The organism is Streptomyces sp. SID3212, from assembly GCF_009865405.1.
Taxonomy (GTDB): domain Bacteria; phylum Actinomycetota; class Actinomycetes; order Streptomycetales; family Streptomycetaceae; genus Streptomyces.
Window position 1 is genome coordinate 17211 of sequence record NZ_WWJY01000544.1, and the last position, 14427, is coordinate 31637.

Sequence of the window (14427 nt, forward strand, 5' to 3'; positions counted from 1 at the left end):
TACGGGCCCCGGCGACGTCGAAGCGTGCTCCTATTTTACCAGCGCACGCCCCCCTTCCGGCCGGGCTCCGGGCTCCCCCCTCGCGCGCCTACTCGCAGGCCACTCCGTCACCGTCGCGGTCCAGGTGGGACCCGTAGCCGGGGTCGCCACGGCGGATGGGTGCGGCGCCGGCGGCGCGGACGGCGGTGCAGTTCGCGTAGTACGTCGAGGACGTGTCGTCCCCACCGGAATCGTCACCGCCACCGCCACCGCCGCCCGCGGCCGGGGCCACCGTGACCCGCACCGTCTTCGTCCTGGTGACGGTCGGAGCCGGCTTCGCCTTCGCCGTCACCGTGGTGGTCACGGCGGGCTCGGGCGTCGCGGTGGGCGCCACCGATTCCGTCCGCGTGGCCGTCACGGTCGCGGTCGCCGTCGGCCCGGGCTCCGACGTGGCCACACTCTCGGTCTTCTCCGCTCCGCCACCGGCCCCACCGATGCCGATGCCCAGACAGAAGAGCAGAAACGCGGCCGGAAAGAGCACCCGCTTGCGCGTCCACCCCGGCCGGCCACCCGGCACCGGCGGCGGTGTGTAGGGATGCGGACCGGCGGGCGGCTGCCCCCATTGCGGCGGTTGCGGTGGCTGGTTGTACGACATGTGTCCCCCAGGGGTACTTCGTGGAGGCATGACCGTAGCGGCGCGGATTGGGCCGATGTGAGCAATGCGATTTATTGGTGACCGAGTTGTGATGAAGGCGTGTGGTCCTGCCGCTGACGGCGCCGCCGCTCGGCGAAGCATGCCTAGGGCACGCAAGAGGTGCCGGTCCGTTCGACAAAGGCGCGACCGTAGTATTACGATCGTAAGTAAATGACCGGGATACGGGGTCCCGGGACCGGAGTGGCGGCCCACGTGAGGCTCGCGCCCCCGGTGTGCTCCCGATGTGATGATCAGGAAGAGAACCATGACCGACACCGAACTGCCCCCGGCCGCGCGCATGCATGAACTGCTCACCGGATTCCAGGTCTCCCAGGCCCTGTTCGCGGTCGCCGAACTCGGCGTGGCGACCGCGCTGCTGAACGGCCCACGCGAGGTCGGCGACCTCGCGGCGGAGGTCGGTGCGGACGCCGACGCGCTCGGGAGGATCATTCGCTTCCTGGCGCAGCACGGCGTGTTCCGCACCTTCGACGGCACGGTCGAGATCACCGATCTCGGGCACACCCTCGCCGAGGGCCCGGCCGACTCCCTCCGTGATGTCGCCCGGTACTTCCGCCGTACCCATTACGCTCCGTTCGGCGAGCTGCTCGACACGGTGGGGACCGGGGAGCCCGCCGCGACCCTGTTCCTCGGCAAGCCCTTCTTCGACTGGATCGACGAGAACCCCGAGCTGGCGGAACTCCAGAACGAGGCGATGGCGGGATTCACCCAGAACGCGCGCGGCGATCTGCTGACCGCCTACGAATTTCCCGGCAAGGGGACCGTCGCCGACATCGGCGGGGCCGACGGAACTCTGCTGACCGAAATCCTGGCCGCCCGTCCCGAAGTCCGGGGGATCGTCTTCGATCTGCCGAGCAGCGTTTTCGCGGCGCGCCCCGTGATCGAGGCGGCGGGGCTTTCCGAACGCGTGGACATCGTCGCGGGGGACTTCTTCCAAAGCGTTCCCTCCGCGGATTTCTACATTCTGTCGGCCGTACTCCAGGACTGGGACAATTCCTCCGCCCTGCGCATTCTTCGCGGCGTCTCGGAGGCCGCGCCGGCCGGCGCCCGGCTGGTTGTCATCGACATGGTCGTGCCCGAGGGCGACGCCCCGCACCCCACCAAGATGATCGACATCACGATGCTGGGCATGCTCGGCGGCCGTCAGCGCAGCGAGCCCGAATGGCGTCAGCTCCTCGCCGAGGCCGGCTTCACCCTCCGGAGGACGGTCACCGGTTCCGGCTCCTACTCCGCACTCGAAGCGTCTCTTGCCTGACTCCGGACGCGGTGCGGGTTCCCCGGGACCCGTGCTCCGTACGGGCCTCACTCACCATCGGCACGGATTGGCGGTACAGCTGTGAAAATCGGAATCGGACTTCCGAATCAGGTTCGCGATGTGGACCCCAGGGTGATCCCGGAATGGTCGGTACGTTCCGAAGAAGCGGGTTTCTCCACGCTGGCGACCGTGGGCCGGACCGCTTATCCCGGAATCATGGACACCGTGGCGCTGGCCGGTGCGGCCGCCGCCACCCGTACGATCGGGCTCAGCAGCAACATCATGCTGGCCACCGTCTGGCCGCCCGTTCTTCTGGCGAAAGAGCTGGCGGGAATCGACGGAATGTCCGGGGGCCGCCTCACGCTCGGTGTGGGGATCGGCGGAAACCGTCCCGACGATTTTGTGGTGGACGGCCTGGCGCCCGAGGGTCTGGGCAAGCGCATGGACCGCGACCTGGACATCTATCACCGCGTATGGCGGGGCGAACCGGTCGGGGAGGGCGTCAACGCGGCCGTTCCGTCCGGAACGCGGGCCGTTCCCCTGCTGTTCGGCGGCCTGGCTCCGGTGGCGTTCCGGCGGATGGCCGCCTGGGGGCAGGGTTACGTCGCGGGGAGCCTGCCCGCTCCCGCCGTGGAGCCGTACTTCGACGCGGCCAGGCGCGCATGGGAGGAAAAGGGCCGCGAAGGCGCACCCAAACTCGTGGCCATCGCATACTTCGCCTTCGGCGACGTCCGCCGGGGCAAGGACAACATCCGGGACTACTACGCCGCCATCGGGGCCGAATACGCCGATTCGGTCGCGGAATCCATCAGTGTCGGGGGCGACGCGGTGAGGGCCGCGGCGGAAGCGTTCGCCGCGATCGGGGCGGACGAACTGATCTTCCACCCCGCACTGGCGGACCCGGACGAAATCGAGAAGCTCGCCGGGGCCGTCCTGTGAGCCGGAGGTGGTGACGCTCGCTCAGTTCCGTGTGGTGCCTGTTCAGCTCCCGGTGCCGGCCGGTCGGTTCGGCTGACCGGCGCTCCGTACCGCGAGGACGTTCCGCAGGCCCTGCTCCAGTACGGCGTCGGCGAGTTCCGGGTCGGACAGCGCGCGGGACAGCTGGAGCGTTCCGACCATCATGGCGAAGACGCTGAGCGTCTTCACGCGTGCCGCCTCGGGATCGTCCGGCGCCGAGCGCGCGTTGAGGCCGTCGATGATGGCCAGGAGGCCCTCGGTGTACGCCTGCTTGGTCGCGTCGCTGCTGCGCCCGATCTCGTCGAGCAGGGCGGCGGAGGGGCAGCCCTCACCCGGGTTGTCACGGTGCCGCACCGAGAGGTATTCGCGCACGACCTGCCCCGGCCCGCCGTCGGACGCCTGCGCGGCGAAGCTCTCGCGCTGCGCTCTCAACTGGTCGGCGACCGCGTGGGTGACCAGGTCGTCCTTGGAGGCGAAATGGGCGTAGAACGCGCCGTTCGTCAGTCCCGCGTCCGACATGAGCGCGGCGATTCCGGAGCCGTCGATGCCGTGGCGTTTGAACCGGCGACCCGCCCTCTCGATGATGCGCTGCCGCGTCGCCTGCTTGTGGTCTTTCCCGTATCGCGCCATGCCTTCCCCCATTCCCGGGGAGGGGGCCTGCCCTCCCGCACCCTTGCTTAATATTACAAGTGTACGCTCAAGGGAGGGCAGGCCTCGGCCTCGTCGGTGCCGGTGCCGGAGCCGCAGTCGGGCGGCTCAGCCGGCCAGGAAGTTGGTCACCTGCGCGGCGAACGCCTCCGCGTGCTGGAACAGAAAGCCGTGTCCGGCGTCGCTGTAGAGCACGAGCACCGCCGAGTCGAGATGCTGGACCGCCACATAGGACGCCAGGGCGGGGATCATCACGTCCTGGACGCCGTTGGCGTACAGAACAGGCTGCTTGATGCTCTCCAGGTGGGAGCGGACCTGATCGAACGGGACCGATTGGAGCTTCGCCACGGCGGTGAGCTGCCCCCTGGCCGCCTCGTCGGAAATGGCGGGCCCGCCGGCCCGGAGCCGGGTCGAGACGTGCGCGAGGTGCTGTCGCCCGGCGGCCCGCCCCGCGTCGGTTTCGGGGAAGAAGAGATAGAGCACGTCGTCCGGCGCGCCTCCGCCGGGCTTCTCCATGATGGCGCGGACCCTGTCGCTCATGGCCGGCGCCCCGGGCACGGGGGCGCCCGGGCTGCTGCCCGCCACGATCAGCCTGCGCACCAGCTGGGGGCTGCGCCGCACCACGTACTGGGCGACGATGCCCCCGAGGGACCAGCCGAGCAGGTCGACCCGCGGCAGGCCGAGTGCCTGGATGAATTCGACGGCACCGTCGGCGAAGCCCTCGGCGGAGTCGCGTGGCCGGCCGGTGGTGTGGCCGATCCCGACGTTGTCGAACAGGATCACGTCATGATCGGCGGCCAGGAGGTCCAGGAACTCCGGGTCCCACCAGTCGATGGTCCCTCGGAAGCGGACCAGCAGGACGAGCGGCGTGCCGCCCCGCGGTCCCATGCGCCGATAGGTGAACCGGGCGGACGGGCCTTCCACGGTGAGGTTCTCGGCTGCGTCTGCCGCGTACGTACTCATGGGGTTCGCCTTCTTGTCGTCGTACGAGGGGTGCGCCCGGACCGGCGGCGTCCACCGGAGGCCCGGGCGGGGAAGTTCCCGTTCCCGTGACCCATTGTCGTACGATCGTAATTCTAAAGCAAGATCGCGGTCTGCCCGTCCTCCAGGCCGATGGCCGACCGGCTCCTCCCGCCGCGCTTCGGTAGTCTCGACGGCCGTGCGTCACGCCCCCTCCACCTCGGGAGGGGCCCGCCCGGACGAAGGAAGAGTCATGGACGACGTCAACGGATTCCGGAGCATCCCGCCGACCACCCTCGCCGACGTGCTGGGACGCGAGCAGGTCATGGACATCGGCATCCGCCCGCTGTGGCCCTCGGTCCCGCGTGTGGCCGGGCCGGCGTTCACCGTGCGGTGTCCTCCGGGCGACAACCTCATGCTGCACGCGGCCATCTACCGTGCGGAGCCCGGCTCCGTCATCGTCGTCCGGGCCGGTGACGTGGACTACGCCGTCGCCGGGGGAAACGTCTGTGCCGTCGCCCAACGGCGGGGCATCGCGGCCTTCGTGGTGGACGGGGTCGTCCGTGACCTCGCCGAGGTGCGGGAGATGGGCTTTCCCGTCTTCGCCCGGGGTGTCATGCCCGTCCCTGGCGCCAAAGCGGCGATCGGGTCGCTCGAACAGCAGGTCCGCTGCGGGGGCGTGGACGTGCGCTCCGGCGATGTTGTCGTGGCCGACGAGGAGGGCGTCGTGGTGGTTCCCCACGCCCACCAGGAACGCGTACTGCTCGACGCCCGCGCGAAGCTGGCCAAGGAGGCCGGCGAATCGCTCGACGTGTGGGAGGCGGCGCACCGGGCCCGGATCGACCGGATCCTGGCGGACAACGGCTTCGAGGGCTGACCGGGAGGACAGCGGCTTTGGGAGCTGACCGGGGCGGTACGCCGAGGGTGCCGTCCCGGAGTCAGCCGCTCTTCGGCAGCAGTTGGCGCCGTACGAGCGCGAGCACCGTCCTCGCGGCGATACCGCCCACGAACGCCGTGATCGCGGCGAGCAGCAGATACGTGTAGACCGTGTGGCCGTCCGGCCGCCCCAACTCGTTCCAGTGCAGCGTGGTGGTGACCACCGCGGCCCAGGAGAAGACGAACGACCAGGTGCTGGGGGCGAAGCGGAGGCGCAGATAGGCGGGCAGCAGCCTGAGCTGCGCGCCCACCATCACCAGCCCGTACCCCGCCAGGCCCGCCGCGACGATGTCCAGGCGGTTCCCGTCGAGGGCGAAGTAGGCGATGCTCCCCACCGTCGGGGGTGCCACCTCGATCGCGAGGGTCGGCATGAGGAGGGGCGGCAGCGGCGGGCGGAAGAACAGCCTCGCCATGATCATGGACCCGAGGATGAACCAGCAGGCCACGCCGAGACCGAACATCGCCTGGGCCAGCCGCTCCTGACCGACCTGCGCGGCACTGGTCGCCGCGACGAACCCGCCGGCGACGGTGGGCAGGAAGTAGCCGGGGTGCAGCCGGTCGAGTGCGAGGGGACCGTAGATCCACTGGCCGGTGAACCACCCGCCGGCCAGCACCGTCAGGACGAGGAAGACGTCCACCAGGACCTTCCCGGCGGTCGGGGCGTGCGGGGCGATGCCCTCGGACGCGAGCAGCATCGGGGTGATGAGCGCGAGGGAGGCGAACGGGTTCGCCACGTCGTCCAGCAGGTCCGCCACGAAGGCGCCGCGTGTGGTCAGGACGTACCGCAGGTAGCACACCACGGTGGCCAGCCAGACCACGGCGGTCAGCGCCAGCAGCGCTTCCCCGACGGCGACGGACACGTGGCCCTGCGCGCCGGCGGTCACCCAGCAGCCGGAGAGGCCCACCAGGCCGAAGGGGGTGCCGAAGAGGTTGAGCGGGATCCGTGGGGCGGCCATGGCGTGCTCCTCCGCAGATGACGGTCGTGTCGGTGCTGTCGCACCGAGGTGGTCGTGAACATGGGCGGACGGCCCGGGTACGGCAGTCAGTCCCCGGAGCCGGGAAAGACGACCCCCGTCAGCTCCTCCGAGGCCGTCCACAACCGCGCCGCCATCCGCGCGTCCCGGGCCCGGGCGGGGATCGTCGCCCGGGCGGGCGGTCCCGCGAGTTCCGCGAAGCCCGCGGGACCGTAATAGTCGCCGCCCTCCGCCCGCCCGGCCGTCGCGGCGAAGAACAGGAGCAGGGACGCCCGCGCCACGTCGTTCCCCAGTCCGGGCAGCCGGTAGATCCGGGTGCTGAGGCGGGCCGCGAGCCCCGCGCGGTGGCCGCCGAGGGTCGGTCCCGTCACCTGGAGGTTGGTCACCACGCCCCCGGGGTGGGCGGCGTTGCTGGTGATGCCCCACCCGTGCCGCCGGGCACGGCGGTCCAGTTCGAGGGCGAAGACGAGTTGGGCGAGCTTGGACGTGCCGTGGGCGGCGTACGGGCGGTACGTCCCGCCTTGGAGGTCCTCGGGGGAGAGGCGGGCGGTCCGGGCCGTGAGGCTGGCCACGCTCACCACCCGTCCGCCGGCCTCCCGCAGCAGGGGCAGGAGCAGGCCCGTCAGGGCGAAGTGGCCCAGGTGGTTGGTGGCGAGCTGGAGCTCGAAGCCGTCGGGGGAGAGCGACCGCTGCGGCGGGGCGAGGATCCCCGCGTTGTTGACCAGGTGGTGCAGCGGCCGGCCTTCGGCGTTCAACCGGTCGCACAGATCCCTGACCGAGGAGAGCGAGGCCAGGTCCACCTGCTCCACGCGCACCCGGCCGCCGAGGCGCCGCGCGGCCTCCTCGCCTTTGGCGGGGTTCCGTACGGCCAGGACGACCTCGGCGCCCGCCTGCGCGAAGCGGCGGGCGACACCGAACCCGATGCCGCTGTTGGCCCCGGTGACCAGGGCCAGGCGGCCTCGCAGATCGGGAGCGGGTTCGAGAGGGAGGGCCTTGCTCATCGGGGACTCCCGAGGGGACGGATACGGACGGACGAGTCCCCAGAGTGCCCCGGGCGGGCGGGTCGGGCGGCCCACCGACACGACGACGGCGTGGCGTCCGCTCTGCCCGTCATGGCTACGCTGCCCCTGCCCAGCCGGATGGTTGGGCGGGCGTGTGGACCCGTACGGGGCCGCGCCGTGTCACACGAGGGCGGTCGAACGTGAAGGTCATCATCTTCGGGGCGTCCGGCATGGTCGGGCAGGGTGTCCTGCGCGCGTGTGTGCTGGACGAACGGGTCGAGAGCGTGCTTCTGGTGGGCCGTACGAGGACCGGCGGGCACCCTCCCAAGGTCCGCGAGATCGTCCACGAGGACTTCACCGACCTCACCGCGATCGAGGACGAGCTCTCGGGGCTCGACGCGTGCTTCTACTGCCTCGGCGTCTCCTCGTCCGGCCGGAGCGAGGACGAGTACCGCCGTATCACCTACGACTACACACTCGCCGCCGCCCGGACACTGGCACGCCGCAGCCCCGGCCTGACCTTCACGTACGTCTCCGGCGAGGGCACCGACAGCACCGAGCGCGGCCGGAGCGCGTGGGCGCGGGTCAAGGGCCGCACCGAGAACGAACTGCTGGCCATGGACTTCCCCGCCTACATGTTCCGCCCCGGTTACATCCGGCCCCTCGACGGAGCGAGGTCCAAGACGCCCGTCTACCGGCTGATGTACGGCCTGACCTCCTGGCTCTATCCGCTGCTGCGGCGCCTGATGCCCACGCACGTGACCACGACGGAACACCTGGGCCGGGCGATGCTCGCCGTGGTCGCCCTGCGGGGTGCCGAGCCGCACGTGCTCCACAGCCCGGAGATCAACCGGCTGGGCGCCTGACACGGCTTCGTACGTACGGGGGGGGCACCAGGCGTACTTCCGTACGTACGGGGGGGGGCACCAGGCGTACGCGGGTACGGGGGACACGCTGCCGGACGGCCGGGGAGCGTCGCCGCCGCCGACATCGTCTACAGTGCAGTAGACGTACAGACGGGCGGACCCGCGGGCGATCGGCGCCCGTGGTCTCCGCCGCCGTACCCCTCGAACCCTCCGGAAAGAGATCCGATGAGCGTGATCAGCGTCGGCCAGGCCGTCATCCTCGGCGCCGTCGAAGGGGTGACCGAGTTCCTCCCGGTCTCCTCCACCGGCCACCTGAAGATCGCCGAGGGCCTGATGGGCATCCCGGTCGACCACCACGCCGTCATCGGCTTCTCCGCCGTCATCCAGGTCGGCGCCATCGCGGCCGTGCTCGTCTACTTCTACAAGGACATCGTCAGGATCCTCACCGCCTGGGTCACCGGCCTCCGGGAGCCCGAGGAGCGCTACCACCACGACTACAAGTTCGCCTGGTGGGTCATCTACGCCACGATCCCGATCGTGCTGGTCGGACTGGCCGCCAAACCACTGATCCAGGGCCCGCTGGCCTCGCTCTGGGTGGTGGCCGCCTCCCTGATCGTCGGCAGCGGTGTGATGTGGGTCGCCGACCAGATGAGCCGCCACAAGCGCGGCGAGGACGACACGTCGTTCAAGGACGCGATGCTGGTGGGCAGTTCACAGATCCTGGCCCTCCTCTTCCCCGGCTTCTCGCGGTCCGGCGCCACGATGTCCACCGCGCTCCTCCTCGACCTCGACCGCGTCGCCGCCACCCGCCTGTCGTTCTTCCTCGGCATCCCCGCCCTCACCGGCGCCGGCCTCTACGAGCTGAAGGACGCGCTCGGCGCGGGGGTCGGCGCCGCCCCCCTCGTCGCCGGGACCCTCGTCTCCTTCGTCGTCGCCTACGCCTCCATCTCCTGGCTGCTCAAGTTCGTCGCCAAGCACTCCTTCAACGCCTTCGTGATCTACCGGATCATCATCGGTGTGCTGCTCCTGGGCCTGCTGGGCACCGGCGTCCTGAGCTGAGGACGCCGCCGGGCCCGGCACCGGCGGCCCCTCCGCCGTTCCTCCTGTGGCTGACGAAACGGCAACCCGCGTGACGTGACGGGTACGTCCCGCCTACCGTGGGCAGTCGCGGGACGTCCAGCCGTCACGGGGGCGCACGGCGGGCCGCGGAGGGGGGATCCGTCATGGAGTCCGGGAGCGGTCTGGGCCTGCGCGGCCGCAGCGGCATCGTGTCGCTCGTCGACGAATGCCTGAAACAGCCGCCCACCGCCGACCGCCCGGTCACGATGCTGCTCGGCCCGCGCGGCAGCGGCGCCAGCGAGGCCCACAGCGCCCTGATGGAGCACTTCGGCCCCGACCACCCGTTCGCGTACGTCAACTTCGGCGGTACGCAGTCGCTGCTGCCGCGCTACGCCCTCGCCCTGCTCGCCCGCCAGCTGGAGCGCAAACTGCCCCGGTACGGCCGCTCCCGCTTCCCCCTCCTCAGCCTCGGGCTGCTCGCCTCGGACGAGGAGCTGAACATCCGCGGCATGGCCCAGGGCCACAGCATGGCGCAGGGCCGCCGGGCGGTGCAGCGCCAGCTCGACCACTTCCAGCAGGCCAACGAAGCCCGGCACGGCGACTACCTCGCGGCGTTCTTCGAGGTCGGCATGGGCGCCATCGGCGTCCCGGAGGGCGCCTCGTCCGTCGCTCTCGCGGTGTTCCAGGACGCCCTGCGGCGCGGCCGGCGGCTGCCCGTCCGCGGCCTCATGGGACGGCTCACCGCCGGCGCGCACTGGTTCGGCGCGCATCCCCTGATCCGCAGCGGCGACCGCTGGGAGGCGCTCGTCGAGCTCAACCTCTGGCGCCACGACGGCGACGAACAGCAGCAGGAGCGGCTGGACCGGGTGCTGTTCTCCGCGTTCCTCGAAGACCTGCGCCGCAACACCGCGCGCAACTTCATGCCCCGCTCGCACCTCCTCCTGCTGGACAACACCCACGCCCCGTACGGCAGGCGCTTCCTCGACCTGCTCGTACGGGCCCGTCACGACGACACCGTCGTGACGGGCGGGGACTGCGACCCCCTCACGGTCGTCGCCAGCTCCAACCGCTGGCTGCCCCGCTGGGGCCCGGCCACCGGCGACGCCTGGCCGTGGCAGCTGCGCGGCCCCGACCGCGCCTCCCTCGCCGACTGGCACACCTACCGGCCCACCCGGGACGGCGAGGACACCTGGTGGTATCCGCTGCGGCTGCGCGACCTCAACCTCGACGAGGTGCGCATCCGGATCGAGCTCCAGCTCGGCGGGCACCCGGAGCTGGCGCCGTACACCCGCCTCACCCCCTTCGTGCACCGGCTGACCGGCGGTCTGCCGCGCGCGGTGCAGCAGATCCTGGACGTCTTACGCCAGTCGGGCGCCCCGTCCGAGTCCGGACCCGACCAGGACCGCTGGCTGCGCAAGCTCCCCGACCGCCAACTCCGTACCGGCGAGGTCAGTTCGACCCTCGCCGAGACCGCGCTCAGCCATCTGCTGCGCGGCATCGACCCGGTGGAGCGCGCCATGCTCGCCGAGTGCGCCGCCGCCCGCGACCTCTCGGTGGGCACACAAGTCCTCGGCCACGGCGAGGAGTTGTTCGGCGAGATGCGCTCGCGCTGGCTGCTGGCGGGACCCGGCACGTTCGTCCCCACCCTCCACCCCTGGCTGCGGCGCCTGCTGCTGTGGGAGCTCGCCCGCCGCCCGGACGACTGGGACATGGCCCACGAACTGCTCGCCGAGCACTACAGGTCGGAGGGCCGGCCCGTCCAGGAGGCGTACCACCAGCTCGCCCTGCACCGTGTGGACGACGTGGCGGACCACCTGCTGCGGCGCTTCACGGCAGTGCCCGCCGCCCAGTGGATCAGCGAGTTCGACACGGTGACCTCGGCCCCCAACCGCCTGCCGGACGAGGGCGGTCCGCTGGAACTGCTCGCCGCGCTGGGCTCCGGGCGCGCGCCCGCCCGGGCCGTGGACGCGGCCTCGCTGATCCAGGGCCTGGTCGTCGCCCGGTGGGTGTGGAGCGATCCGCTCGCGGACCCCGGGATGCGGCTGGCCCATCTGATCGCCGAGGGGTTCACCCAGCTGTCCCAGCTCCGGAGGAACGACATCGTGCCCCTCTTCAACGAGGCGGAACGGTACCGGCATTGGCGTCATCCGCAGACGACGGGGGAGGTCTGATCCGATGGTCAGAATCGAATGGCCGCTGCACATCGTGCGCCGGGTCGTGCTCGCGGCCGTCGCCGCCGCGGTCCTCGCGGTGGGCGGCTGGTTCGCCGTGTCCTGGCTGGAGGACAGCAGGGCGCGGTGCGGTGACGGCGTGGTGAAACGGGGGGAGGACAAGGAGTGTGTCGGGGTGACGGACGGCTCGTACGTCTTCCGGGGCCACCTCACCCAGGTCGAGAAGGCCATCGAGAAGGAGAACGACCGGATCGAGAAGGGCGGCGAACCGTACGTCAGCGTCGCCTACATGACCTCCCTGACCCTCGACGGTACGGACAGCAACTCGGACGAATCGGTACGGCACGAACTCCAGGGCGCCTATCTCGCGCAGTACCGCCACAACCGGGGCGACCTGGCCGCGTCCCCGAAGATCCGGCTCCTCATCGCCAACACCGGTGGGGGCTCGGACCATTGGCGCTTCACCGTCGGCGAGCTGGTCAAGCGCAAGCACACCGACGACAGGCTGGTCGCGGTCACCGGCCTCGGCCCCAGCACCGACGAGAACCGCGCGGCCGTCGACCTGCTGTCGACGCAGGGCATCGCCATGGTCGCGTCCACGATGACGGCAACGAGCATAAAGGACATACACAACTTCGTCCGGGTGTCGCCCACCAACGCCGACGAGGCGTACGCCGCCGCCGCGTACCTCAAGCGGAAGAAGTTCCGGACGGCCGTGGTCGTGCAGGACGCGGCGAAGGGCAATCTCTACGCCACCACCCTGGGGTCGGAGTTCACCCGCGCCTTCCCGGACCCCGCCACCGGTCACCGGCTGGTCGCGGAGAAGATGACGTACGACTCGTCGGTGGCCAACGCCTGGGAGAGCGAGATGAACTTCATGTCCTCGCAGCTCTGCGACGAGGAGCCCGAGGTCATCTACTTCGCCGGGCGCGGCACCCACCTCATGCGGTTCCTCGGCGCGCTGTCCAACCGCGCCTGCCAGGACGTCGAGTTCACCGTGATCGCCGGTGACGACACCACCAACCTGACCAGGGAACAGCTCGCCGCCGCCGCGAAGACCCAGGTCCAGGTGCTCTACACCGGCCTGGCCCACCCGGACATGTACCGCACGAACCCGAAGGCGGTCTCGGCACCGTCCGCGCGGTACTTCGCCGAGGGCGGCTTCCTCGACACCACCTTCCCCAACAACTCGCGGGAGGACGGCCAGGCGATCATGGCCCACGACGCCGTCCTGACCGCCGCGAGGGGGATCCAGATGGCTGCCGCCCAGGGGAAGGTCACCGTCACGGGAGACGCCGTGGCCCGGATGTTCCACCAGATGAACGGAGGGCAGCAGGTGGCCGGGGCCAGCGGCTTCCTCTCCTTCCAGAACAACGGCAACCCGCGCGACAAGGCCGTCCCCGTTCTCCGGCTGACCGCCACGGGACGGGCGGAGTTCGTCGAGGTGTCCGCCGCGCGCGGAAGGCCCCGGGAAGGCCGGTGAAGGCCGGTGGACCCGGGACCTGACACGGACGGACGGCCGCCCGGCCGGCCGGGCGGAGTCGCTCAGTTCGCCAGGAAGTCGAGCAGCGCCGGATTGACGATCTCCGGGTGCGTCCAGGCCACGTTGTGCGGCCCGCCGTCGACCGTGACGAACGTCAGATCCTTGATGAGCGGCGGAAGCCGCTTCGCCGTGTTGTCGTACGGCAGGATCCGGTCCGCCGTGCCGTGCACCAGCAGCGTCGGCACGTCGATCTTCGGCAGATCCGCGCGGAAGTCCGTCAGCCACGTGTCCACACACGCGTACGCGGAGTGCGCCGAGGCCGCCACGGCCATGTTGAAGCTGTTGTTCCACGCCTGGTCGCTGATCCGGGTCCCGCCGAACTGGTCGACGTTGTAGAAGTTGTCCAGGAACGTCTTGAAGTACGCGGGCCGGTCGGCGACCACGGCCTTCTTGATGTCCTCGAAGACCGACCCGTCCACCCCCTCGGGGTTGTCGTCGGTCTTGAGGAGGAACGGCGGGACGGCTCCCATCAGCACGGCCTTGTCGACCCGGCCGGAGCCGTACGTGCCGAGGTACCTGGTCACCTCGCCGGTCCCCATCGAGAAGCCGACCAGGCTCACCTCGGGGAACGCGAGATGGTCGAGGAGGGCGTTGAGGTCGGCGGCGAACGTGTCGTAGTCGTGGCCGGTCACGGGCTGGCTGGAGTTGCCGAAACCCCGCCGGTCGTATGTGATCACGCGGTACCCGGCCTCCAGCAGGACACGCTCCTGCTTCTCCCACGAGTGCCCGTTCAACGGATACCCGTGGATCAGGACGACCGGCCGGCCGCTCCCGTGGTCCTCGTAGTAGAGGTCGATGGACCCGCTGTTCTCCTGGCCGACGTTCACGAACGGCATAGGGGTGCCTGCTCTCTGCTCTCGCCGCCGGCACGGTCGCCCCGTGGCACCGTGCAGGCCGCGGAGCACGCATGCCCTGCTGCTGGACGTCATGAGCTGCTTACGGCGGAGCCGCGCCCCCGTGCACACAAGCCCGGCCCCGGACTTTCAGTGAACGCCCGTCGGTGGCGCCCCGCCACCCGAGGCCCTACACACCCGGGTGGCGCATGGACGCCCGTACGATCTTCCCCGCGTCCCCCAGGGGCACCACGGTCACCTCCGCCAGCCGGTTGACCAGCGGCCAGCCGTAACCCCCGGGCAGCCACTGCCCCCGGTGCTCCTTGACGACCGGCGGCACCGGGCTCGCGTCCTGCACCACGATCTCCACCACACCGGGCCCGGCGGCGACCCGGAACGCCGTCACCCCGCCGGCGTGCCGCACGGCGTTCGTCACCAGCTCCGAGACGACCAGCAGCACATCGGCGAGGACGCGCTCCGGCGCCGCGTGCCCGTCCAGGAAGGAGCGCGCGAGCGCGCGGGCCTCCGCCGCG

The 14427-nt window shown here is 70.9% G+C and carries 14 protein-coding genes; 7 read left to right on the forward strand and 7 right to left on the reverse strand.

Annotated features, from left to right (window positions below; translation table 11 throughout):
• Nucleotides 1-88: 88 nt before the first annotated feature.
• Nucleotides 89-520: an excalibur calcium-binding domain-containing protein gene (locus GT042_RS16295; protein ID WP_345943792.1), complete on the reverse strand. Its 432-nt coding sequence runs from the start codon at nucleotides 518-520 to the stop codon at nucleotides 89-91.
• Between the two features lie 418 nt (nucleotides 521-938).
• On the opposite strand from GT042_RS16295, the gene GT042_RS16300 reads away from it, so the two are divergent.
• Nucleotides 939-1946: a methyltransferase gene (locus tag GT042_RS16300; RefSeq protein ID WP_161309438.1), complete on the forward strand. Its 1008-nt coding sequence runs from the start codon at nucleotides 939-941 to the stop codon at nucleotides 1944-1946.
• A gap of 132 nt (nucleotides 1947-2078) precedes the next feature.
• Nucleotides 2079-2885 carry an LLM class flavin-dependent oxidoreductase gene (locus GT042_RS16305; RefSeq protein WP_345943793.1) on the forward strand — a complete coding sequence of 269 codons (807 nt, stop codon included), beginning with the start codon at nucleotides 2079-2081 and terminating at the stop codon, nucleotides 2883-2885.
• Nucleotides 2886-2927: 42 nt separating this feature from the next.
• Here the strand turns inward: GT042_RS16305 and GT042_RS16310 are convergent, their stop codons facing one another.
• Together GT042_RS16310 and GT042_RS16315 are read right to left on the reverse strand one after the other, a co-directional pair.
• Nucleotides 2928-3533, reverse strand: coding sequence for a TetR/AcrR family transcriptional regulator (locus GT042_RS16310; protein ID WP_161309440.1), 606 nt, complete (start codon nucleotides 3531-3533; stop codon nucleotides 2928-2930).
• Between the two features lie 126 nt (nucleotides 3534-3659).
• The gene (locus GT042_RS16315; protein WP_161309441.1) at nucleotides 3660-4514 is read right to left on the reverse strand and encodes an alpha/beta hydrolase; all 855 of its coding nucleotides are present in this window, start codon (nucleotides 4512-4514) and stop codon (nucleotides 3660-3662) included.
• A gap of 250 nt (nucleotides 4515-4764) precedes the next feature.
• Between GT042_RS16315 and GT042_RS16320 the strand changes: the two genes are divergently transcribed.
• A complete protein-coding gene (locus GT042_RS16320; RefSeq protein WP_161309442.1) occupies nucleotides 4765-5388 on the forward strand; it encodes an RraA family protein in 624 nt (207 codons plus the stop codon).
• Between the two features lie 61 nt (nucleotides 5389-5449).
• Here the strand turns inward: GT042_RS16320 and GT042_RS16325 are convergent, their stop codons facing one another.
• Nucleotides 5450-6403, reverse strand: coding sequence for a TDT family transporter (locus GT042_RS16325; protein ID WP_161309443.1), 954 nt, complete (start codon nucleotides 6401-6403; stop codon nucleotides 5450-5452).
• A gap of 86 nt (nucleotides 6404-6489) precedes the next feature.
• Nucleotides 6490-7422, reverse strand: a complete 933-nt coding sequence (locus GT042_RS16330; protein WP_161309444.1) for an SDR family oxidoreductase — start codon at nucleotides 7420-7422, stop codon at nucleotides 6490-6492.
• 200 nt (nucleotides 7423-7622) lie between these two features.
• Between GT042_RS16330 and GT042_RS16335 the strand changes: the two genes are divergently transcribed.
• From GT042_RS16335 to GT042_RS16350, 4 genes are all read left to right on the forward strand, one after another.
• The gene (locus GT042_RS16335; RefSeq protein WP_161309445.1) at nucleotides 7623-8288 is read left to right on the forward strand and encodes an NAD-dependent epimerase/dehydratase family protein; all 666 of its coding nucleotides are present in this window, start codon (nucleotides 7623-7625) and stop codon (nucleotides 8286-8288) included.
• A gap of 225 nt (nucleotides 8289-8513) precedes the next feature.
• Nucleotides 8514-9347, forward strand: coding sequence for an undecaprenyl-diphosphate phosphatase (locus tag GT042_RS16340; RefSeq protein WP_161309446.1), 834 nt, complete (start codon nucleotides 8514-8516; stop codon nucleotides 9345-9347).
• A gap of 164 nt (nucleotides 9348-9511) precedes the next feature.
• Nucleotides 9512-11518, forward strand: coding sequence for a hypothetical protein (locus GT042_RS16345; RefSeq protein ID WP_161309447.1), 2007 nt, complete (start codon nucleotides 9512-9514; stop codon nucleotides 11516-11518).
• Between the two features lie 4 nt (nucleotides 11519-11522).
• Complete coding sequence (locus tag GT042_RS16350) at nucleotides 11523-13001, forward strand: branched-chain amino acid ABC transporter substrate-binding protein (protein WP_161309448.1); 1479 nt, start codon at nucleotides 11523-11525, stop codon at nucleotides 12999-13001.
• A gap of 62 nt (nucleotides 13002-13063) precedes the next feature.
• Here the strand turns inward: GT042_RS16350 and GT042_RS16355 are convergent, their stop codons facing one another.
• Complete coding sequence (locus tag GT042_RS16355; RefSeq protein ID WP_161309449.1) at nucleotides 13064-13897, reverse strand: alpha/beta hydrolase; 834 nt, start codon at nucleotides 13895-13897, stop codon at nucleotides 13064-13066.
• A gap of 187 nt (nucleotides 13898-14084) precedes the next feature.
• Nucleotides 14085-14427: ATP-binding protein (locus tag GT042_RS16360; protein ID WP_161309450.1), on the reverse strand; the 343-nt coding region annotated here is incomplete at its 5' end.

What these genes read in the sequence shown, in the direction of transcription:
- GT042_RS16320 (WP_161309442.1), top strand. Translation starts at nt 4,765, where the DNA reads ATGGACGACGTCAACGGATTCCGGAGCATCCCGCCGACCACCCTCGCC.
- GT042_RS16330 (WP_161309444.1), bottom strand. Translation starts at nt 7,422, where the DNA reads ATGAGCAAGGCCCTCCCTCTCGAACCCGCTCCCGATCTGCGAGGCCGC.
- GT042_RS16345 (WP_161309447.1), top strand. Translation starts at nt 9,512, where the DNA reads ATGGAGTCCGGGAGCGGTCTGGGCCTGCGCGGCCGCAGCGGCATCGTG.
- GT042_RS16315 (WP_161309441.1), bottom strand. Translation starts at nt 4,514, where the DNA reads ATGAGTACGTACGCGGCAGACGCAGCCGAGAACCTCACCGTGGAAGGC.
- GT042_RS16340 (WP_161309446.1), top strand. Translation starts at nt 8,514, where the DNA reads ATGAGCGTGATCAGCGTCGGCCAGGCCGTCATCCTCGGCGCCGTCGAA.
- GT042_RS16300 (WP_161309438.1), top strand. Translation starts at nt 939, where the DNA reads ATGACCGACACCGAACTGCCCCCGGCCGCGCGCATGCATGAACTGCTC.
- GT042_RS16325 (WP_161309443.1), bottom strand. Translation starts at nt 6,403, where the DNA reads ATGGCCGCCCCACGGATCCCGCTCAACCTCTTCGGCACCCCCTTCGGC.
- GT042_RS16350 (WP_161309448.1), top strand. Translation starts at nt 11,523, where the DNA reads ATGGTCAGAATCGAATGGCCGCTGCACATCGTGCGCCGGGTCGTGCTC.
- GT042_RS16355 (WP_161309449.1), bottom strand. Translation starts at nt 13,897, where the DNA reads ATGCCGTTCGTGAACGTCGGCCAGGAGAACAGCGGGTCCATCGACCTC.
- GT042_RS16310 (WP_161309440.1), bottom strand. Translation starts at nt 3,533, where the DNA reads ATGGCGCGATACGGGAAAGACCACAAGCAGGCGACGCGGCAGCGCATC.